Genomic DNA, 20,234 nt, shown 5'->3' with positions numbered 1-20,234 from the left:
TTGTCATCAATGGACAACACCATCGGTGTAAAAGGTCGAGATTCCCGGCTGAACAACGGTCCGGCGACAAGCTCGAACGTTGAACGGCACATCGGAGAAGTTTCCATGAACATGACTGAACACTACGCGCAGACCGAGCCCAGCCGAGCCGACGTCGACGCCATGCAAGGGCCCGTGTTATTGGAGTTCGGCACAGCATGGTGCGGCCATTGCCGCGCAGCCCAGCCGCAGATTGCCGAGGCGCTGGCCGACCGACAGGGCGTCAGCCATCTGAAGATTGAGGATGGGCCGGGCCGACCGTTGGGGCGTTCGTTTCGCATCAAGCTCTGGCCGACCCTGATCCTGTTGCAGAACGGCGAGGAACTGGGGCGCATCGTGAGGCCGCAGAATGTGCAGGCAATCGAGCAAGCGCTGGGCAAGACGGGAAAGGCCTGAGCGCCCGCGGCTACCGTGCACATCTTTGGCTTCGACCTGACACGCTTGATCTGTGCAGTTGTGCTCCGCCGTCCATCGGCAGGCGAGGCGTGGCATAATCCGCCGTCCAGTTTTGCAGGAGCCTTGGAGAGTCGTTTATGTCCGAATCAGATCAGCGGTTGTGCCTATACGGAATCAAAGCCTGCGACACGATGAAAAAGGCCCGTACCTGGCTCGACGAACACGGACTGAGCTACGACTTCCACGACTACAAGAGCGTCGGCATAGACCGCGCCCATCTGGAAGCCTGGTGCAACGAACACGGCTGGCAGACCATTCTCAACCGTGCAGGCACCACCTTCCGCAAGCTGGACGACGCTGCAAAGGCCGATCTTGACCAGGCCCGGGCCATCGAGCTGATGTTGGCCCAACCGTCGATGATAAAACGCCCTGTACTCGACCTGGGCGGTAGAACCCTGATTGGCTTCAAGCCCGATCTTTACGCTGCCGCAGTGGCAGCGCCGAACTGATAGCCGCCCAACAGACGGCGCGGCCGACAAAAAGGAAATCCTATGTCCGCAACCCTATTCAGCCTCGCCTTTGGCGTAGGCACCCAGAACCGCCAAGGCGACTGGCTGGAAGTCTTCTATGCGCAGCCATTGCTGAAGCCAGCCGGCGAGCTGGTTGCTGCCGTTGCGCCGCTGCTTGGCTATGCCGGTGGCAATCAGGCGATCACCATCACCACCAGCCAGGCCGCCCAGCTGGCCGATGCACTCAAGCCGCTCGATGCAACTCAGTACGCCCTGCTGACCCGTCTGGCCGAAAGCCAGCGTCCGCTGGTCGCGACTCTGCTGGCTGAAGACGCGCCGCTGACCTCGACGCCCGAGGCTTACCTCAAGCTGCACCTGCTCTCCCACCGCCTGGCCAAGCCGCATGGTCTGAACCTGACCGGCATCTTCCCGCTGCTGCCGAACGTCGCCTGGACCAACCAGGGCGCGGTAGATCTCGGTGAGCTGGCCGAGCGCCAGCTGGAAGCGCGCCTGAAGGGCGACCTGCTGGAAGTCTTCTCGGTGGACAAGTTCCCGAAGATGACCGACTACGTAGTGCCCGCCGGCGTGCGTATCGCCGACAGCGCCCGCATCCGCCTCGGCGCCTATGTCGGTGAAGGCACCACCGTCATGCATGAAGGCTTCATCAACTTCAATGCCGGTACCGCTGGCCCAGGCATGATCGAAGGCCGCGTCTCCGCCGGTGTGTTCGTCGGCAAGGGCTCGGATCTGGGTGGCGGCTGCTCGACCATGGGCACGCTTTCCGGTGGCGGCAACATCGTCATCTCCGTTGGCGAAGGCTGCCTGATCGGCGCCAATGCCGGCATCGGCATCCCGCTGGGCGACCGCAATACCGTGGAATCCGGCTTGTACATCACCGCTGGTACCAAGGTCAGCCTGCTCGACGAAGGCGATCAACTGGTCAAGGTGGTCAAGGCACGCGAACTGGCCGGCCAGAGCGATCTGCTGTTCCGTCGCAACTCGCAGACCGGTGCAGTGGAATGCAAGACGCACAAGTCGGCGATCGAGCTGAACGAGGCGCTGCACGCGCATAACTGAGCAGGAGCAGCGGCAAGCTGCGAGCCATGAGCGCCAGCCTTGCCGCATCCCCTGCAGCTGGAGGTTTGCCGCTTATGGCCCTGTTTTCCCCCTGGCGCGCCGACTTCCCTGCCCTGGCGGTGCTCGAAGCGCAAGGCCAGACCTATCTCGACAGCGCCGCCACGGCCCAGAAACCGCAGGCGCTGATCGATGCCCTCAGCGGTTACTACACCTGCGGTGCTGCCAATGTGCACCGCGCCCAGCATCAGCCTGCCGAACGCGCGACCCGCGCCTATGAGGATGCCCGGATCAAGGTGGCGAAATGGCTTAACGCCGCCTGCCCCACCGAGATCGTCTTCACCCGCGGCGCGACCGAGGCGCTGAATCTGCTCGCCTACGGACTGGAACATCGGATCGAAGCGGGCGATGAAATCGTCATCAGCGCGCTCGAACACCACGCCAACCTGCTGCCCTGGCAGCAGCTGGCCAAACGGCGCAATGCCAAACTGCAGATTCTTCCGCTCGATACTTCCGGCCGCATTGATATCACGGCAGCCGCCGAACTGATCGGGCCGCGCACCCGCCTGCTGGCAGTGAGTCAGCTGTCCAATGTGCTCGGCTGCTGGCAGCCGCTCGACGAACTGCTGCGCCTGGCCAAGGCGCAGGGTGCGCTGACCGTCGTCGATGGTGCCCAGGGGGTAGTTCACGGGCGCCATGACATGGCCACGCTGGGCTGCGATTTCTACGTGCTGTCCAGCCACAAGCTCTACGGGCCGGATGGCGTCGGCGCGCTGTATGGCCGCGGCGAATCACTGCTGCAGCTACGCCACTGGCAATTCGGCGGTGAGATGGTGCGCATCGCTGATTATCAGAGTGCCGAGTTTCATGCCGCGCCACTGGGCTTCGAGGCCGGCACGCCACCGATCTCCGGCGTCATCGGCCTGGGTGCGACGCTGGACTACCTCGGCGGGCTCGACGCCGCCGCGGTCGATCGCCATGAAAGCGTTCTGCACGATCAGTTGCTCGCCGGGCTTGCCGCCCGAAACGGCATCCGCCTGCTTGGTTCACCACAGGTCGCGCTCGCCAGCTTCGTCGTCGATGGCGTGCACCACGCCGACCTCGGGCACCTGCTCACCGAACAGGGCATCGCGGTGCGCAGCGGCAATCATTGCGCCATGCCGCTGATGAAGCAGCTCGGGCTGGATGGCGCAACACGCGTGTCGCTTGGGCTGTACAACGACGAGGCCGACCTCGAGCGCTTCTTCAGCGCCCTGGATCAGTCGCTGGAGCTGTTGCGATGACTGACTTGCCGCAAGCTGCCATCGAGGCGCTGGATGCCTTCACCCAGGCATCCGGCTGGGAGCAGCGCGCGCGCCTGCTGATGCAGTGGGGTGAGCAACTGGCGCCACTGGACGAGAGCGAGCGTAGTGACACCAACCTGGTATCGGGCTGCGAAAGTAGCGTGTGGTTGGTCGGCGCGCCGCACGAGGGCCGTTGGCATTTCCGTGCCAGCAGCGATGCCCGGCTCATTCGCGGCCTGTTGGCTGTGCTGCTAGCGCGGGTGAATGGCCTGGAGGCGGAAGAACTGAAGGGAGTGGATATGGCCGACTGGTTCAGTCGCCTCGGCCTTTCGCGGCAACTGTCGCCATCACGCAGCAACGGCATGACCGCCGTGCTGCGCCGAATGCGGGAGCTGACCGGCTGATCCGGCCAGCAGTGTGGATCAACGTTTGCGCAGGATCACGCTGCCGATGGAGTAACCGGCGCCGAACGAGCTGAGCACGCCGAGACTGCCGCTGGGCAGATCATCCTGATGCTTGTGGAAAGCGATGACCGAGCCGGCGGAGCTGGTGTTGGCATAGGTATCGAGGATCACCGGCGCCTCTTGCTCGGAGGCATCGCGGCCGAGCAGCTTGCGCACGATCAGGTGATTCATGTTCAGGTTGGCCTGGTGCAACCAGAAGCGCTTCACCGCCTCCACCGCGATATCGTTTTCTTTCAGGTGCTCGCCGACCAGCTCCGCCACCATCGGGCAGACTTCCTTGAATACCTTGCGCCCTTCCTGGATGAACAGCTTGTCCGGATTGCTCATGTATTCTTCAGCGGTGCGGTTGAGAAAGCCGAAGTTGTTGCGGATGTTGTTGGAAAATTCGGTCACCAGCTTGGTGCTGAGCACTTCCCACTGATGTTCGGAAGTCGCCAGGTCGGCGCGCTCGATGATCACCGCGGTACAGGCATCGCCGAAAATGAAATGGCTGTCGCGGTCGCGGAAGTTCATGTGCCCGGTGCAGATCTCCGGGTTGACCATCAGAATCGCCCGCGCCTGACCCAACTTGATGCTGTTGACGGCATTCTGGATGCCGAAGGTGGCCGACGAGCAGGCCACGTTCATGTCGAACCCGAAGCCCTTGATGCCAAGTGCAGCCTGCACTTCGATGGCGACGGCGGGATAGGCACGCTGCAGATTGGAACAGGCGACGATCACGCCATCGATATCGGCCGCCGTCTTGCCGGCGCGGGCCAGCGCTTCTTCGGCCGCTTTGACCGACATCTCGCAGAGAATCGACCACTCGTTGTTGCTGCGCTCGGGAATCCGCGGAACCATGCGCTCGGGGTCGAGAATCCCGGCTTTGTCGGTGACGTAACGACTCTTGATGCCGGAAGCCTTTTCGATGAAGGCTGAGCTGGATTCGGGCAGCGGCTGGACTTCGCCGGCCTCGATGGCTGCGGCATTATCACTGTTGAAACGATGAACGTAGGTGTTGAAAGACTCCACCAGTTCGTCATTTGAAATACTGCTGGCAGGGGTATAAAGGCCGGTACCGCTGATGACGACGTTATGCACAGTCGTTCCTCTCGAATTTGGCTAGGTCGTTCTGACGTTGGGACTGTGTAGCGACGAGCCTCGGCCCGTCTCGATCATTCCAGCGCCTTTTATGGCGGCTATTGTGCACGAAAAGCTGAAAGAATCCGTAACATTGCGCAGATTCCAGAGGCAGGAATTAAGCCTTTCAACCCGAAAAGCGTGACCGCATGGTCTGAGCGTGAATAAGCCAGTCTAGGCTGATTTTTCGCTGAACGATGGCGGCGTGCGCTGCCCAACCCATTCGATTGGCTGCCGCGCAGGCGAGCTTTGGTTATCCTTGCGCCCCAACCACTCAGGATTGCCCATGAAAGCTCAACTTGCCGAACTGATCACGCTCATCAGCTCGGGCTGCATGACCGATGAGGAAATAGCCCGCGTGGCCGAAGACGCCGCCCAGGCCTATGCCGATCCGCAGGCATTCCTGCAGGCCAATCCGGACATCAACTACGATGACAGCTTTCCCATACCGCTCGGCGAATGGGTCGTGGTCGGCAGCCTGCCGGAGACGGTGCTGTTCCAGGCGGACGATTATCAGGAACTGTTCGCTCAGATCGTCGCGTCGTTCGGCGACAGCGTCAGCTTCATACTCAAGCCCAAACAACTCGCCAAGACCGACCCACTGACTGCGCTGAACCGCATTCAGGTGCAACTGAGCAGCCTCTATCCCGAGAAAGGCGGCTACGTGCTGGTTGACTTCAGCGAGCCGCTGGACGACGAGCTACAGGCAGTACTGGTCTATACCTGCGATGTGCCGCGCCTGATGGAGCTGGCGGTGGAAGTGGGCATCTACGCCGCGCCCGCCCTGGAAACCCGGCGCCAGGAACGCGAGGAGTAAGCGCCGTCAGCGTGGGCCGTTCGGTGTGGCTAGCCGCGTGCCGCGTTGCGACGGCGTAGCGGTTCCAGCAGAGCCGATAGGCCGTTGTGGTCGATCTCGTGCATCAGCGCCAGCAACTGACCGAGGCTGTCTGGAGGAAAGCCGACCCTCGCAAACCAGTTGAGGTAATTGCCCGGCAAGTCGGCAATCAGCCGGCCCTTGTATTTGCCATAGGGCATCGTCTGGGTCACCAGGCGTTCCAGATCTTCAGCTTTCATCGTGTTCGCATCGATTGAAATGAGCGGAGCAGATACTGCCACAACCGTCATGCCTGGCGCTGCCCGATCTTTCTGCGGGACGAGGCCACCGCCGCTGTGCTGCATGCAGGATGCCTATGCGGCACATAGAAAGACTTGGTTAGCGGTCATGACGGGGCATCGACACAATGCCGACACAGTAACAGCACCGCTGCTCGTGCCAATGGAGACCTGCCATGTCGCATACACCCCAGCCGCTACCGGAACTGGACGACGCCACCCTGGCTTTTGCCGCGCAAGTGTTCGACAGCGCACGCAAGGGCGACAGCGCTTGGCTTGGCGAGCTGCTTAGCCAGGGCATGCCGGCCAACCTGCGCAATCATGCTGGCGACAGCCTGCTGATGCTGGCCAGCTACCACGGTCATGTCGAGGCCAGTCGAGTACTGCTGCAACACGGTGCCGATCCACAGTTGCGCAATGGTCGAGGTCATACGCCGCTTGCAGGTGCAGCCTTCAAAGGCGATCTGGCCATCGTCGAGCTGCTGCTTGAGCATGGGGCGAATGTGGAAAGCCCCTGTGAGGATGGCAAAACGGCCTTGATGATGGCGGCCATGTTCAACCGTACTGCGCTTGTCGAGTATCTGGTGACTCGGGGTGCCGATCCGCAGGCTGCCGACGGCAGCGGCGTCACTCCGCTGGCCGCCGCCACCATGATGGGCGCAACGGAAGCCCAGGCGCTGCTGCAGCGTCTTGGTGCCGCGTAAGCAGATCAGCCGCGGTATCAATATCGATCGCTAGCAGAACGGCAGAGGCCTCGTCGTAAACCGTCGGTCCGCAGCGCTCAGCTGCGCCCGATCGAAGCGAATGCAGCCTTCGTGTGCTCGGCCAGCACAGCCGGCGCCAGTTCCACCTCCAGACCGCGACGACCGGCGCTCACGTAGATCGTCGTCTGCGCCTGCGCAGAGCTATCTATAAAGGTGCGCAAGCGCTTCTTCTGTCCCAGAGGGCTGATGCCACCAAGCAGGTAGCCGGTGGCACGCTGAGCTGCCATCGGATCCGCCATCTCGACTTTCTTCACCCCTGCTGCCTGGGCCAGCGCTTTCAAGTCTAGGGTGCCAGCCACCGGAACCACGGCGACCAGCAGTTCATTCTTCTCGCTACAGGCAAGCAGCGTTTTGAATACTCGCGCTGGCTCCAGCCCGAGCTTCTCCGCAGCCTCCAAGCCGTAGGAGGCTGATTTCGGATCGTGCTCGTAGCTGTGCACGGCGTGCTCAGCACGGGCTTTTTTCAACAGGTCGATGGCAGGTGTCATGGCTTTGTAGTGCTATTGGTTGATGAATGGCGTTAACGTAACGCGACAAAGAATCGGTAGTTATAAGCGCCCATGAATCATCCTCTTCTTGCACCGCTCGCGGAAGTCTACGACGTGGCTGTGGTGGGCGGCGGCATCAATGGCGCAGGCATCGCCGCGGATGCTGCCGGCCGCGGTCTGTCGGTATTTCTCTGCGAACAGGGCGACCTGGCGGAACACACATCCTCCGCCAGCAGCAAATTGGTGCACGGCGGGCTGCGCTATCTCGAACATTACGAGTTGCGCCTGGTCCGCGAAGCGCTGGCCGAGCGCGAAGTGCTGCTGGCCAAGGCGCCGCACATCATCACCCCGCTACGCTTCGTGCTGCCATACCGTCCGCATCTACGCCCGTCATGGATGATCCGCACCGGCCTGTTTCTCTACGATCACTTGGGCAAGCGTGAAAAGCTCGGCGGCTCGCGCAGCCTGCGTTTCGGCGCCGATAGCCCGCTGAAGGATGAGATCACCCACGGCTTCGAATATGCCGATTGCTGGGTCGACGATGCGCGGCTGGTCGTGCTGAACGCCATGGCAGCTCGCGAGCTAGGTGCGCATATCCACACCCGCACGCGCTGCGTCAGTGCGCGCAGCAGCAAGGCGCTCTGGCACCTGCATTTGGAGCGCCAGGATGGCAGCCGTTTTTCAATCCGTGCCCGTGCTCTGGTCAATGCCGCCGGCCCGTGGGTGGTCTCGTTCATTCAGGAGCAGCTCAGGCAGACCTCGCCCCACAGCATGCGCCTGATTCAGGGCAGCCATATCGTCGTGCCGAAACTCTACGAGGGCGATCACGCCTACATCCTGCAGAACGAGGATCGGCGCATCGTGTTCATCACGCCGTATCTCGGCCAGTTCAGCCTGATCGGCACCACCGACCACGAGTACCACGGCGATCCGACGCAGGTACGGATCACCGACGAGGAGATCGATTACCTGCTAGCCATCGTCAACACGCACTTCAAGCATCAGCTGAGCCGCACCGACATCCGCTACAGCTATGCCGGCGTCAGGCCGCTGTGCGATGACGAGTCAGACCAGCCCTCGGCGATCACCCGCGACTACACGCTGACGCTAAGCGACAGCGCCGGCGAGGGACCGCTACTCTCGGTATTCGGCGGCAAACTGACCACCTACCGCAAGCTCGCCGAAGCGGCACTGGCGCAGCTGGCTTCGCTGTTCCCCGAAATGAAAGCAGCCTGGACCCATGATGCGGCGCTGCCTGGCGGTGAGCACCTGGAGGAACCTACAGCCCTGGCCCATGCGCTCTGCGCCAGTTATCCATGGCTGCCCGGTCCGATCGCCCGGCGCTGGGCACGCACCTACGGCAGCCGCAGCTGGCTGCTGCTCAAGGGCACCGATGCGCTGCAGGATCTTGGCGAATGCTTCGGCGCCGGCCTGCATGCGCGCGAAGTGGACTATCTGATGGTGGAGGAATGGGCGCAGACGACGGAAGACATTCTCTGGCGCCGCACCAAGCTCGGGCTGTTCATGCAGCCTGCGGAGGTCGCGCTACTGCAGCGTTATCTGGACAGCCGAACAGCCCAGCGACTGACCCACTTCGATCACGTCGCCCAAGGCTGACGCACCGATGGCGCAGCCCTCCGCATCGTAAGGCTGCACCAGCGCCGACGTCAGGCCACCTTGGCGTTGCGCGAGGCGCGCAACTGACGGGCAGCCGCCACCATGTTCACCAACGCCGCCTCGGTCTCCGGCCAGGCACGGGTCTTCAGCCCGCAATCCGGGTTTACCCAGAGCCGCTCGGCCGGGATGCGCTCGGCGGCCCTCTCCAGCAGCTGCACCATTTCTGCGGTGTCCGGAACGCGTGGCGAGTGGATGTCGTAGACCCCCGGGCCGATGTCATTGGGATAGTCGAAGGCGCGGAAGGCTTCGAGCAGCTCCATCTGCGAACGCGAGGTCTCGATGGTGATGACATCGGCATCCATCGCCGCGATGGACTCGATGACGTCGTTGAACTCGCTGTAGCACATGTGCGTGTGGATCTGCGTCTCGTCACGCACGCCACTGGCGCACAGACGGAACGCCTCGACCGCCCAGTCCAGATAGTGCTGCCACTGCGCGCGACGCAGCGGCAAGCCCTCGCGGAACGCCGCCTCGTCGATCTGGATGATGCGAATGCCCGCGGCCTCCAGGTCGCAGACCTCGTCGCGGATCGCCAGCGCCAGCTGCCGCGCCTGCACCTCACGCGACACGTCCTCGCGAGCGAAGGACCACATCAGCATGGTCACCGGACCAGTGAGCATGCCCTTCATCACCCGGTCGGTCTGCTGCTGTGCATAGCGAATCCAGTCAACGGTCATCGGCTGCGGGCGGCTGAGGTCGCCGTAGATCACCGCCGGCTTCACGCAACGCGAGCCGTAGCTCTGCACCCAGCCGAACCGGGTGAAGGCATAGCCATCGAGCTGCTCGGCAAAGTATTCGACCATGTCGTTGCGCTCCGCTTCGCCATGCACCAGCACGTCTAGGCCGATCTGCTCCTGCACCGCCACCGCATGACGGATCTCGTCCTGCATCGCCTCGGTGTAATCGCCAAGCGACAGCTGGCCCTGCTTGTAGGCCTGCCGCGCCAGACGGATCGCTGGCGTCTGCGGGAATGAACCGATGGTCGTGGTTGGGAAAGCCGGCAAATCGAGCCGTGCGCGCTGCTGTTCGATTCGCGCGGCGAAGACCGAGGTGCGCTGGCTGTGCTGTGGCCCGATGGCCCTCAGGCGCGCCTGAACCTGCGGCTTGTGAATGCGTGGCGAGTGCTGACGCGCAGCCTGCACTGCACGGCTGCGCGCCAGCTCAATCACTACATCCTCATTGGCTGGCTCGTCGATGGCACGGGCCAGCGTCGCCACTTCGGCGCACTTCTGCACGGCAAAGGCCAGCCAGCCTTTCAGTTCATGATCGAGCCGGTCTTCGCGCTCGAGGTCTACCGGGCTATGCAGTAGCGAGCAGGACGGCGCCAGCCAGAGCCGGTCACCCAGACGCTCGGCGGCATGCCGTGCCAGTTCCAGTGCCTTGTCCAGATCGCAGCGCCAGACGTTGCGTCCGTTGACCAACCCGAGCGACAGCACCTTGTAGGTCGGCAACCAGTCGAGAATCAGCGGGTACTGCTCCGGCGCACGCACCAGATCGATATGCAGTCCATCAACCGGCAGTGTCGCCGCCAGGCTGAGGTTGTCCTCCAATCCGCCAAAGTAGGTGGCGACCAGCTTCTTCAGCGGGGCGCGCTGTAGCAGGTTGTAGGCGCGTTCGAAGGCGTTTTTCCAGTCCTGAGGCAGGTCGAGGGCGAGGATCGGCTCGTCGATCTGCACCCACTCGACACCCTGCGCCGCCAGCCGGTCGAGCACCTCGCCGTAGACCGGCAGGAGTCTTTCGAGCAGGTCGAGCTTGTCGAAACGCTCGGCGTCTTCGCCCTTGAGCTTGCCCAACCAGAGATAGGTCAGCGGACCGACCAACACAGGCTTGATCGAATGCCCCAGCGCCTGCGCCTCCTCGACTTCCTCGAACAATTGCGACCAGGACAGCTGGAACTGCTGGTCAACGGTGAACTCCGGCACCAGGTAGTGATAGTTGGTATCGAACCACTTGGTCATCTCCTGGGCCTGACCGCCACCGCAGCAGCTGTTGGTCACGCCACGGGCCATGGCAAACAGCGTGTCCAGCGTCGGCTGGCCATCGGCCGGGCGGAAGCGCTGCGGCACCACGCCGAACATCAGCGAGTGGCTGAGGACGTGGTCGTACCAGGCGAAGTCGCCCACCGGCAGCAACTGGATGCCAGCGTCGGCCTGGGCCTGCCAATGCTGCGCACGCAGCTGGCGACCAATCTGGCGCAGTCCCTGCTCGTCCAGCTCGCCCTTCCAATAGGCCTCCAGGGCTTTCTTCAGTTCGCGGTCCGCACCGATACGTGGAAAACCGAGGTTGTGCGCTACAGCCATTACTCACTCCAAATGTTGTTCTGCATGAATGCGATGATTGTCCACGCCTCGACAGCATGAAACAAACTCACTCAATTGCATTTGAAAAGCAGAAATATTCATGTTGGAGCATTTCCGGTTGGCAGCCCTCTAAAAGAAAATCTCTTCTACAAGGCGCATCCATGAACTCCGATCAGCCACCGCAGAATCTCGAAAGCCTGCTGCAGCGTCTCGAGCAGGCCGGCGAAGCCGACCAGCCGGTGAGCATCGAGTGCATGTTGCAAGCGACCGACGAGCGCAGTTTCGGTGCGCTGCTGCTGGTTCCAGGACTGCTGGTGCTTTCACCGCTGTCTGGAATTCCCGGACTACCCAGCGTGTTCGCGGCAATGGTTTCGCTGATCGCAATTCAGTTGCTACTGGGGCGGGAGCGGTTCTGGTTGCCCAAGTGGTTGCTCAGGCGCAGCGCCTCGCGCAGCAAGTACGACAAGGCCATCGCCTTCCTGCACCACATCTCCGGCTTCATCGATCGCCTGCTGCGGCGCCGGCTGACGTTCCTGACCAAAGGCCCGGCGACACGCTTGAACGCCGTGTTATGCCTGGCGATAGCGGCAACCATGCCGCCGCTGGAGCTCATCCCGTTCGGCAACTCCATTGCCGGTGCGGCGCTGAGCACGCTCGGTCTAGGGATGATGGCCCGTGACGGCGCGATGATCATCGTCGCGCTGCTGTTCTTCTGCGGCCTGGCCTACATGGCCTCACGGCTTTGGTTATGAGGCGCTGACCAGCGCATAGCAGCGGCTCGACAGTATCCAGATGCTGCGACACACTTGCGGCGAATGAGCACCGCTCATTCGCATATCCATTCCGGGATGCCGCGCCTGTCATTCAGCGCCGTAATGATCCCGCCTCGCAAGGTAGTTCGGCATGCTGGAAATTCGTCACCTGAAGACGCTTCATGCACTTCGGGAAACCGACAGTCTCGTCGAAGCAGCCGAGCGTCTGCACCTGACGCAGTCGGCACTTTCCCATCAATTCAAGGAACTGGAAGAACGCGTCGGCCTGCAGCTGTTCGTGCGCAAGACCCGTCCGGTGCGCTTCACCAGTGCCGGCCTGCGCCTGTTGCAACTGGCTGACCTGATGCTGCCGCAACTGCGCAGCGCGGAGCGTGACCTCGCGCGGTTGGCCGGCGGCACAGCCGGACGCCTGCACATGGCCATCGAGTGCCACAGCTGCTTCCAGTGGCTGATGCCCACGATCGACCAGTTCCGCGACGCCTGGCCCGAAGTCGAGCTGGATCTGGCCTCGGGCTTCTCCTTCGCCCCGCTACCGGCTCTGGCGCGCGGCGATCTGGATCTGGTGGTCACCTCCGATCCGCTGGAGCTGCCCGGTATCACCTACGTGCCGCTGTTCACCTATGAGGCTCTGCTGGCCGTGGCGAACCAGCATACGCTGGCCACGCGCCCGTACATTCGCCCGGAAGACTTGGCCAGCGAGACGCTGATCACCTACCCCATCGAACGCGACCGTCTGGATATCTTCACCCGCTTCCTCGAGCCGGCGGACATCGAGCCGGCACAGGTGCGAACGTCGGAACTCACCGTGATGATGATGCAGCTGGTGGCTTCGGGGCGTGGCGTGTGTTCCCTGCCGAACTGGGCGCTGCACGAGTACAGCTCGCGTGGCTACGTCACCGCCAAACGACTGGGCGACAAAGGCCTGTTCGCCACTCTTCATGCAGGCATCCGCGCCGACATGCTCGACTCGCCCTTCATGCGCGACTTCCTGCTGACCGCCAAGGATACCTCCTTCGCCACGCTCGAAGGCGTCAGTGCCGCGCCGAAGGTGCGCTGAGCGACGCGCTTAGCGACGCCGCGCCAGGCACACCCCGAGGCCGATCAGCCCGGCTGCAACGCCGCCGATCAGCAGCCAACGCTTGTCGTCGTCCGGCGATGAGCGCCAGCCGCCGTCGATGCGCCGCTGGCCCAGCGGTGGATGAAAGAGATTGCCTGACGAAGGCGCTACTCGCTGTGCCCGGCCAAGCGCAAAGCCAGTCAGCAGGCCATTGATACGATCGAAGCCAGGCGTGAGGAAGTGCGCCAGCCGCAGCAGCGTCGCGGTCGCGCCGACCGAAGTGGTATGCCGCGGATGCAGCGCCAGGCTGACCATGGCGTTCGCCACTTCACGCGGATCGAGCAACGGCGGTGGCGGCTGCAACGAGCGCCCGGCGTAATTGCCGCCGTCCCGAAAGCCGGGCGTATCGACGATGCCCGGATAGACATCGCAGATGTGAATGCCCGGCCAGGCGCCCAGTTCACCGCGCAACGCCTGGGACAAGCCGCGCAAGCCAAACTTGCTGGCCGAATAGGCCGCCGCGAACGGCTGCGCCACCCAGCTGCCAACCGACAGGGTGTTGATCAGCACACCGCTCTGCTGTTGCTTGAAGTACGGCAGCACCACATGCGCGCCGCGCAGATAGCCGAGCAGATCGGTCTGCACCACCTGTTCGTGGGCATCCAGCGGGGTCTCGTCGAACGCGCCGACGGCACCGATCCCGGCATTGTTGATCCACACGTCGATCCGGCCCTGACCAAATTCCGCAGCGGCGCTGGCCAATGCTTCCACATCGTCGCTCTGGGTCACGTCGGTAGGCACCACCAGAACCTCGCCACCGAGCGCGCGACACTCATCGGCGGTTTCCGCCAACGCCTCGGTGTCGCGCGCAGCAAGTACCAGCCGTGCGCCCTGCCGGGCAAACGCCTGGGCAGCGGCGCGGCCGATACCGCTGGAAGCGCCGGTCAGTACCACCAGGGCGCCGTAGAGATTACTGTGGGCCATCGTCGTTCCTCCGCATGTCTGCTGTCGTAGTTAAGGTGACAGCAGCAACGGGGAGATCATTCCCCCCGATGGTCGGCGCGGCGGCTTCAGGCCTGGGCAACCGTCCCGGCAGCCTCATCAGCCCATGGGTCGTAGGTGCCGAAGCTCCACAGATGCCCTTCGATATCACGACAGCTGAAACCGCGGCCGCCGTAATCCTCGTCCTTGAGCTCGACGACGATCTGCGCACCAGCGGCTTTGGCCTGTGCATAGAGGGCATCGGCGCTGTTGACGATTACATAGATGCCCTGGGTCGACGCGCCGCCGATTTCGTCAGGCTGGCGCAGCTGTCGGCCGTACTCGGAGTCGACCACCGGCCCCACCATCAGCATGCCGTTGCCAAAGGCGAGTTGCGCATGGGTGATGCCTACCTGCTCGTCTTGATACCTGCGCTGGCACTCGAAACCGAAGGCCTGGCAGAGCCAGTCGATCGCCGTGGCCACCTCGCGATAGCGCAAGCAGGGAATCAGACTGGCCGAGGTGTTCTTGCTCTGATGTGACATACGCAGCTCCCATCATGGGCGCCCGATTGGCGACCCTCCCCTGTTGAGAACCGCACGGGGCGGATCAATTCCCCTTCAGATGCGCTCGCTCAGTCCCAGGCGGATGCCAAGCGCGATAAGGACCGAGCCCAATACCCGGTCGAGCCACTGGCTCACGGCCGGATTGTTTCGCAGCGTCTGCGTGGCACGCGCTGCCAGCAGCACCATAGCGCTTTCGACAATGATCGCCACCATGACCACCAACACGCCGAGCACCAGCAGTTGTAGCGGCACCGCACCATGCTCGGGGCGAACGAACTGCGGCAGGAATGCCATGAAGAAGATGGCCACCTTGGGGTTCAGCAAATCGACCATTACGCCCTGGCGATAGGCTTTCCAGGCCGAGGTTCGTGGCGCGGCCTTGGGCGCTAGCGCCGTCCCGCTACCGGCCGACCGCAGCGCCTGATAGCCGAGGTAGAGCAGATAGGCGGCGCCGACATACTTGACCACGGTAAAGGCGAGCGCCGAGGTGGCAAGGATTGCCGAAATCCCCAACGCAGCGAAGGCGACATGAACCAGCGCCCCGCTGCACACGCCGCAGGCGGAAATGATGCCGATGCGGCGTCCACCACTCAGGGTTCGCGAGATCACGTAAAGCAAGTCCGGCCCAGGCGACAGATTCAGCGCCAGCGCAGCCGAAAAAAAAACCAGCCAGAAGAGCGGGTCATCCATTTTTTCCATCTCCTTGTGCCATACGCCGAGTGAGCGGCTTCATTCAGAAATCAGACCCTGGAAAGCAGCACCGAAGCGCTGCCAGCAGAAACACCCCAGCTCTTCGTCGGCAATCTGACACTTATTTTTACTTTTGACTTTTTTTTGTCGCATAGCTGAACTATTTTCAAATGCGCACCGTAACGCGCCACCTGAAGAGTAAGAAAGATCAAGGACTCCCATCAACATTCAGCAAGGGAAATGCGAATGAAAGATCAAGCTTTGTCGGCCTTCCAGGCCGCCCAACCTCGCGTGATGCTGCTTTCCGCCAGCAAGCTTCTCCACAGCACGCTGCGCCAGCATCTCCACGACGGCCCCGACTGCACCCTCCTCCATATGCTCGCACCTAGGCCGGAACAGGCCGATGCCGCGTTGATCCTGCTCGATGTCGCCAGTTTTGACCGCGACGAATGCGTGCATCTGCTACGGCAGTTCGGCGACGCTCCGGTGGCGCTGATCAACTCCCAGCCTGATCAGGCGCGGCGGCTGGTCGAAACGCATCCATGGATACGCGGTGTCTTCTACCGCGCTACTCCGCGCAACATTTTCGTGCGTGGCGTCGAGGCCATGCTCGCTGGCGGCGACTGGTTGCCCCGGCCTCTGATGGAAACGCTGCTCTGCCGCTATCGCCAGCTCAGCAACGCGCATCAGGTGATCGACGAGCTGACGCTGCGTGAAAAGCAGATTCTCGCCCTCGCCGGGCAAGGTCTGTCCAACGCAGCCATTGGTGAAAAGCTGCACCTGAGCATTCACACCATCAAGAGTCACGTGCACAACGCCCTGCGCAAGCTCGGCGCCAGCAATCGTGCCCAGGGCGCATCGCTGGTGCTGGCGCACGTCGGTGAGGCGGTGTCGTGATACGCGCTGCCGCACTGCTTCTGCTGCTGTTGGGCCTGTCCGCCCACGCCGATGAAGCCGAGCTGCAGGGTTTCATCACCGACAACACGGTTTCCCGCTCCGGTCATGAGTTCTACGTCCGCTTCTGCGAGCGCCTGAACGACATCAGCAGCCTGGACTTCAACCTCGCCATCAAGGAAAGGCCCTCGGCGCGCTGGGGCGTTCTGGTCTGGGTGGAACACGAGAACCGGACGCTGTATCGCCGCTTCCTGCAGCCCAACGTGGCGGACATGAAGGAGCCGGCCTACGAGGCGGCCGACTTCGTGGTGCAGGAGATCAACCGGCGCAAGATCGAAGCGCTGTTCGAAGACAACATAGATATGGCCAAGGACGAGTTATGAAACAGCTCACCCGCAAAACCCTCGGCGCTCTGCTCGCCAGCCTGCTACTCAGTGCCGGCGCCAGCGCCACCGAACTGGTGTACACCCCGGTCAATCCATCCTTCGGTGGCAGCCCGCTCAACGGTGCCTGGCTGTTGGGCAACGCCCAGGCGCAGAACAAGAAGAAGGACCCCGACGCACTGGACCGTTCATCGCTGCTGGGCAATCAGTCATCACTGGATCGCTTCACCAGCCAGCTGGAATCTCGCCTGCTGGGTGACCTGCTTGCCGGCGTTGGCAGAGGCGAGACCGGCACGCTGACCACCGATGACTTTATCGTGCGCGTCTACAACGGCGATGCCGGCATGCTGATCGTGGAAATCAAAGACCGCCTCACCGGTGAAATATCCGAAATCATCGTCGGGCAAAACTGACCACCAAGGAGAAACAAAGGCCATGAGAAGCCTATTCGTAGCCATAGGGATGATGGCTGTACTTCAGGGTTGCGCCGTACGCGAGCCCATGTCTGCCGACCAGCACCCGCCAACCCTGACCCCACGTACTTCGACCTATCAGGACCTGCTGGCACTGCCGCGCCCGAAAGGGCCCCTGGTGGCTGCGGTGTACGGTTTTCGCGACCAGACCGGCCAGTACAAGCCGACGCCGGCCAGCTCGTTCTCCACCGCAGTGACCCAGGGCGCGGCGAGCATGCTGGTCGATGCGATGCAGGCCAGTGGCTGGTTCGTCGTGCTCGAACGCGAAGGTCTGCAGAACGTTTTGACCGAGCGCAAGATCATCCGCGCCTCGCAGGCCAAGCCGGATGTAGCCCCTAACATCCAGTCCGAACTGCCATCGCTGCTGGCGGCCAACATCATCATGGAAGGCGCCATCGTCGCGTACGAGACCAACGTGCGCAGTGGCGGCCAGGGCGCACGTTATCTCGGTATCGGCGTATCGCAGGAATACCGCGTCGACCAGGTCACGGTGAATCTGCGGGCCATCGATGTGCGCAGCGGCCGGGTACTTTCCAACGTGATGACCACCAAGACGATCTTCTCTGTCGGCCGCAGCGCCAACGTCTACAAGTTCATCGAGTTCAAGGAACTGCTCGAGGCCGAGGCCGGCTACACCACCAACGAACCGGCGCAGCTTTGCGTGCTTTCGGCGATCGAGGCCGCTGTCGCGCACCTGATCGCCCAAGGTGTCGATCGTCGCCTTTGGCAGACTGCCGACGGCCATGGCAGCGAGCATCCGGAGCTAAGCAAGTACCTGAGCAAACTGAACTGACCCCGCTCGTCGGCGCAACGCCGACAGGCTTCGCACAGCTGCCCGATTATCTAAAAGGCCGTTCAACGGCCGCCGGCGTCTCGTCCCGGCGGGCCCGTCGGCGGCTGGCCCGAGCGGACGAAGCTACCGGCAACATCACCGCAGACATGGCTGCCACGCACCAAATCGCAGCATTTTCAATCATTGGATGGATGTTCGCCGTCCCGATTCGGGGCAAGTATGTCGGCATATGAGCCCAACCAGGACAGGCCCCATGACCCGCTCGCAACGGATTGCGTATGACCTGCTGTTACCCGCCGTTCTGCTGCTGGCCTCTTGCAGCTACGCCGATACCGCACGCCTTACCGATCTCGCCCCCGCCGAACTGCCCCGCATCAGCGGAGACCTGTCCTTGCTCAGCCAAAGCGCAATCAGTGCGCAGGGCGCGCTGGCAGTCGTCCAGCAATCCGGCCAGGACATGGCCGGTCGCATCGAGCAACGGGGCGCTGAACTGGAGGCGTACATCATCCAGAGCGGCTACGCCAATAGCGCGTCTATCGAACAGATCGGCCTGGGCAATACCGGGCTGATCAGCCAGAACGGCTTCGACAACGACGCCCACATCGAACAGTTCGGCTCGGACAACCGGGCCACCATCGCGCAGCGGGGTTCGAGCAATCGCGCCCTCATCGAACAGACCGGCAGCGGGCACAGCAGCAATGTCAGCCAGAGCGGCCAAGGTCTGACGGTAGTGGTTCGCCAGTACCGCTAATCCCAAGGAAATACCGCTGTACTTAAAACATCCATGGAGTGACAAAAATGTTTAAGTTCAAACCTCTTGTAGCAGCCATTCTGACAGTCGCCACTGCCCAGGCTTTCGCCGCCGACAACACGTCGGAGCAAAACCAGCTTGGCATCAACAATGTCGCAGAAGTGCTGCAAAGCGGCGGTTCGGGCAATCTGGCCAAGCAGGGCCAGAGCGGCTTCGGCAACAACGCGATGATCGAGCAGCACAGCTCGCGGGACACCACCGCAGTGCAGTCTCAGGCGGGCAATTTCAACGTTGCCAATTCCCAGCAGAATGCCACGGTGATGACCGGCTCGACCCAGAACCAGCGCGGCTGGGGCAACGATGCGCTGGTTGAACAGACCGGCACGTACAAGACTGGTGCCACGCAAAACCAGAACGGTATCAACAACGTCGCCGAAACCTTCCAGACTGCAGCGACGATGACCAACGCCACCACCAGCCAGACCGGCAAAGACAACTACGGCCTAGTCACTCAATCCGCCAGCTACGCCAGCCAGGCCACGCTTACGCAGAATGGCGACCTGAACAACGGCAGCATCACGCAAGCCGCCAGCCTCACAGACCGCGCGAGCATTGATCAGCAGGGCACCGATAACGACGCTCACGTCACGCAACTCCTCAGCAGCGGCTCCATCGCCGAAGTCGAGCAGAGCGGATGGCGCAACGACGCCATGGTTTCCCAGACCGGCGTGCAGCACGAGGCTTATGTCGATTCCGTCGGCAGCCACAACAGCGTCGACATCGACCAGAGCGGCAATGCGCAGAACGCTTTCGTCGTGCAGTACGGCGAGCGCAACGATTCCAGCATCACGCAGACCAACGGCTGGTTCGGTGGCAACAACACGGCTACAACTGAGCAGTCTGGTAGATATAACAGCGCTGACGTTTACCAGGACGGGCGCAATCAGACTGCCAAGACCATCCAGGAAGGCGACTTCAACGTCGCCGCAGTGGAACAGGAGGGCCGCGGCAACGACCTGCACTTCCACCAGGACGGCGTCGCTAATGAGCTGAACGCCGTACAGCACGGCGTCGACAACGAGATCGTCGGGGTCAGTTATGGTGCGAACAATACCGCCGACATCGAACAGGACGGCCGCGACAACCTGGCCACCGTTCGCCAGGAAGGCTCGTTCAACGACGTCATGCTGACCCAGAGCGGCGCTGATCACTTGGTCAAGGTGACTCAGCATGGCTTCGGCAACGATGCAATCGCCAGCCAGGCCGGCTATGGCAACGCCGCTTACATCACTCAGAACGGCACCCACAACAGCGCCCTCGTCACCCAGCAATAAGCCCCTCCGCCCCTCGACTGCCGGCCGCGTGCCGGCAGTCGCGTTTCAGCATTGCCTGCCTGCTGCGCATCGTTGCCAACCCACGCACCGTTTCGGTGGCGAACCTGGCGATCAGCCACCTGCCGCGCCCCAAACTGAAGCAAGCTGACGCTTCGGTCAGGTCATGCGTGCAGCATGCCGGCCTGGCTAGCACGTGCTGCGTACCATCACCCTCGTCAGAACCACTAATTAAAGACTTTAAATTCAGTTAGTTATCTAAACGCTACAGACACCTCTAGATATTGGCTCGGCGCTTGCTTTGGGACCAAAGCCT

The 20,234-nt window shown here is 62.4% G+C and carries 23 protein-coding genes; 16 read left to right on the top strand and 7 right to left on the bottom strand.

Translation table 11 applies throughout. The annotated features are described in order from the left end of the window. The first annotated feature begins 105 nt into the window (after positions 1–105). The 5 genes from SM130_RS06880 to SM130_RS06860 all read left to right on the top strand — a co-directional run bounded on the left by SM130_RS06880 (position 106) and on the right by SM130_RS06860 (position 3,705). Positions 106–435: a thioredoxin family protein gene (locus SM130_RS06880; RefSeq protein ID WP_102823382.1), complete on the top strand. Its 330-nt coding sequence runs from the start codon at positions 106–108 to the stop codon at positions 433–435. Between the two features lie 137 nt (positions 436–572). Then, positions 573–944, top strand: coding sequence for an ArsC family reductase (locus tag SM130_RS06875; RefSeq protein ID WP_102823381.1), 372 nt, complete (start codon positions 573–575; stop codon positions 942–944). A 42-nt stretch (positions 945–986) separates the two neighbouring features. Then, positions 987–2,021 carry a 2,3,4,5-tetrahydropyridine-2,6-dicarboxylate N-succinyltransferase gene (dapD, locus tag SM130_RS06870; protein WP_102823380.1) on the top strand — a complete coding sequence of 345 codons (1,035 nt, stop codon included), beginning with the start codon at positions 987–989 and terminating at the stop codon, positions 2,019–2,021. A gap of 74 nt (positions 2,022–2,095) precedes the next feature. Next, positions 2,096–3,301 (top strand): aminotransferase class V-fold PLP-dependent enzyme, encoded by a 1,206-nt coding sequence (locus SM130_RS06865; RefSeq protein WP_102823379.1) that lies wholly within the window; start codon positions 2,096–2,098, stop codon positions 3,299–3,301. Further along, complete coding sequence (locus SM130_RS06860; RefSeq protein WP_102823378.1) at positions 3,298–3,705, top strand: SufE family protein; 408 nt, start codon at positions 3,298–3,300, stop codon at positions 3,703–3,705. Before SM130_RS06865 ends, SM130_RS06860 begins: the two co-directional genes overlap by 4 nt. An 18-nt stretch (positions 3,706–3,723) precedes the next feature. Here the strand turns inward: SM130_RS06860 and SM130_RS06855 are convergent, their stop codons facing one another. After that, the gene (locus tag SM130_RS06855) at positions 3,724–4,845 is read right to left on the bottom strand and encodes a beta-ketoacyl-ACP synthase III (RefSeq protein WP_102823377.1); all 1,122 of its coding nucleotides are present in this window, start codon (positions 4,843–4,845) and stop codon (positions 3,724–3,726) included. A 325-nt stretch (positions 4,846–5,170) separates the two neighbouring features. Here SM130_RS06855 and SM130_RS06850 point away from each other — a divergent pair, with 325 nt between their 5' ends. Beyond that, positions 5,171–5,701 (top strand): hypothetical protein, encoded by a 531-nt coding sequence (locus SM130_RS06850; protein WP_102823376.1) that lies wholly within the window; start codon positions 5,171–5,173, stop codon positions 5,699–5,701. A gap of 29 nt (positions 5,702–5,730) precedes the next feature. Here SM130_RS06850 and SM130_RS06845 read toward each other — a convergent pair whose 3' ends face one another. Further along, a complete protein-coding gene (locus SM130_RS06845) occupies positions 5,731–5,958 on the bottom strand; it encodes a DUF3820 family protein (protein ID WP_102823870.1) in 228 nt (75 codons plus the stop codon). A gap of 215 nt (positions 5,959–6,173) precedes the next feature. On the opposite strand from SM130_RS06845, the gene SM130_RS06840 reads away from it, so the two are divergent. Further along, positions 6,174–6,701, top strand: coding sequence for an ankyrin repeat domain-containing protein (locus SM130_RS06840; RefSeq protein ID WP_102823375.1), 528 nt, complete (start codon positions 6,174–6,176; stop codon positions 6,699–6,701). A gap of 77 nt (positions 6,702–6,778) precedes the next feature. Here SM130_RS06840 and ybaK read toward each other — a convergent pair whose 3' ends face one another. After that, entirely contained in the window at positions 6,779–7,249 is a 471-nt protein-coding gene (gene ybaK / locus SM130_RS06835) for a Cys-tRNA(Pro) deacylase (RefSeq protein WP_102823374.1), read from the bottom strand. A gap of 72 nt (positions 7,250–7,321) precedes the next feature. Between ybaK and glpD the strand changes: the two genes are divergently transcribed. Then, entirely contained in the window at positions 7,322–8,866 is a 1,545-nt protein-coding gene (glpD, locus tag SM130_RS06830) for a glycerol-3-phosphate dehydrogenase (RefSeq protein ID WP_102823373.1), read from the top strand. Between the two features lie 50 nt (positions 8,867–8,916). Here glpD and metE read toward each other — a convergent pair whose 3' ends face one another. Further along, positions 8,917–11,226 (bottom strand): 5-methyltetrahydropteroyltriglutamate--homocysteine S-methyltransferase, encoded by a 2,310-nt coding sequence (metE, locus tag SM130_RS06825; RefSeq protein ID WP_102823372.1) that lies wholly within the window; start codon positions 11,224–11,226, stop codon positions 8,917–8,919. A gap of 161 nt (positions 11,227–11,387) precedes the next feature. On the opposite strand from metE, the gene SM130_RS06820 reads away from it, so the two are divergent. Both SM130_RS06820 and metR read left to right on the top strand, forming a co-directional pair. Beyond that, positions 11,388–11,978 carry an exopolysaccharide biosynthesis protein gene (locus tag SM130_RS06820; protein ID WP_102823371.1) on the top strand — a complete coding sequence of 197 codons (591 nt, stop codon included), beginning with the start codon at positions 11,388–11,390 and terminating at the stop codon, positions 11,976–11,978. Between the two features lie 151 nt (positions 11,979–12,129). Then, positions 12,130–13,056 carry a transcriptional regulator MetR gene (gene metR, locus SM130_RS06815; protein ID WP_102823370.1) on the top strand — a complete coding sequence of 309 codons (927 nt, stop codon included), beginning with the start codon at positions 12,130–12,132 and terminating at the stop codon, positions 13,054–13,056. 9 nt (positions 13,057–13,065) lie between these two features. Here metR and SM130_RS06810 read toward each other — a convergent pair whose 3' ends face one another. From SM130_RS06810 to SM130_RS06800, 3 genes are all read right to left on the bottom strand, one after another. Next, positions 13,066–14,040 (bottom strand): SDR family oxidoreductase, encoded by a 975-nt coding sequence (locus tag SM130_RS06810; protein WP_102823369.1) that lies wholly within the window; start codon positions 14,038–14,040, stop codon positions 13,066–13,068. An 86-nt stretch (positions 14,041–14,126) separates the two neighbouring features. Then, positions 14,127–14,582: a VOC family protein gene (locus SM130_RS06805; RefSeq protein ID WP_102823368.1), complete on the bottom strand. Its 456-nt coding sequence runs from the start codon at positions 14,580–14,582 to the stop codon at positions 14,127–14,129. A gap of 75 nt (positions 14,583–14,657) precedes the next feature. Continuing rightward, positions 14,658–15,293 carry a LysE family translocator gene (locus SM130_RS06800; protein ID WP_102823367.1) on the bottom strand — a complete coding sequence of 212 codons (636 nt, stop codon included), beginning with the start codon at positions 15,291–15,293 and terminating at the stop codon, positions 14,658–14,660. A 246-nt stretch (positions 15,294–15,539) separates the two neighbouring features. Here SM130_RS06800 and SM130_RS06795 point away from each other — a divergent pair, with 246 nt between their 5' ends. From SM130_RS06795 to SM130_RS06770, 6 genes are all read left to right on the top strand, one after another. Next, positions 15,540–16,190, top strand: a complete 651-nt coding sequence (locus tag SM130_RS06795; RefSeq protein WP_102823366.1) for a helix-turn-helix transcriptional regulator — start codon at positions 15,540–15,542, stop codon at positions 16,188–16,190. Continuing rightward, a complete protein-coding gene (csgE, locus tag SM130_RS06790) occupies positions 16,187–16,570 on the top strand; it encodes a curli production assembly/transport protein CsgE (protein WP_102823365.1) in 384 nt (127 codons plus the stop codon). Before SM130_RS06795 ends, csgE begins: the two co-directional genes overlap by 4 nt. Next, complete coding sequence (locus SM130_RS06785; protein WP_102823364.1) at positions 16,567–16,983, top strand: curli assembly protein CsgF; 417 nt, start codon at positions 16,567–16,569, stop codon at positions 16,981–16,983. The genes csgE and SM130_RS06785 overlap by 4 nt, the downstream gene beginning before the upstream one ends. 22 nt (positions 16,984–17,005) lie before the next feature. After that, positions 17,006–17,836 carry a CsgG/HfaB family protein gene (locus SM130_RS06780; RefSeq protein WP_102823363.1) on the top strand — a complete coding sequence of 277 codons (831 nt, stop codon included), beginning with the start codon at positions 17,006–17,008 and terminating at the stop codon, positions 17,834–17,836. Positions 17,837–18,089: 253 nt separating this feature from the next. Further along, positions 18,090–18,587, top strand: a complete 498-nt coding sequence (locus SM130_RS06775; protein ID WP_102823362.1) for a curli production assembly protein CsgB — start codon at positions 18,090–18,092, stop codon at positions 18,585–18,587. A 47-nt stretch (positions 18,588–18,634) separates the two neighbouring features. Then, positions 18,635–19,921: a hypothetical protein gene (locus SM130_RS06770; RefSeq protein ID WP_102823361.1), complete on the top strand. Its 1,287-nt coding sequence runs from the start codon at positions 18,635–18,637 to the stop codon at positions 19,919–19,921. Positions 19,922–20,234 lie beyond the last annotated feature (313 nt).

The sequence above is a fragment of the Stutzerimonas stutzeri genome (assembly GCF_038561965.1).
GTDB lineage: Bacteria > Pseudomonadota > Gammaproteobacteria > Pseudomonadales > Pseudomonadaceae > Stutzerimonas > Stutzerimonas stutzeri_AA.
The sequence above is the reverse complement of the archived record's forward strand: the minus strand, read 5'-3'. Positions and strand labels throughout refer to the sequence as shown.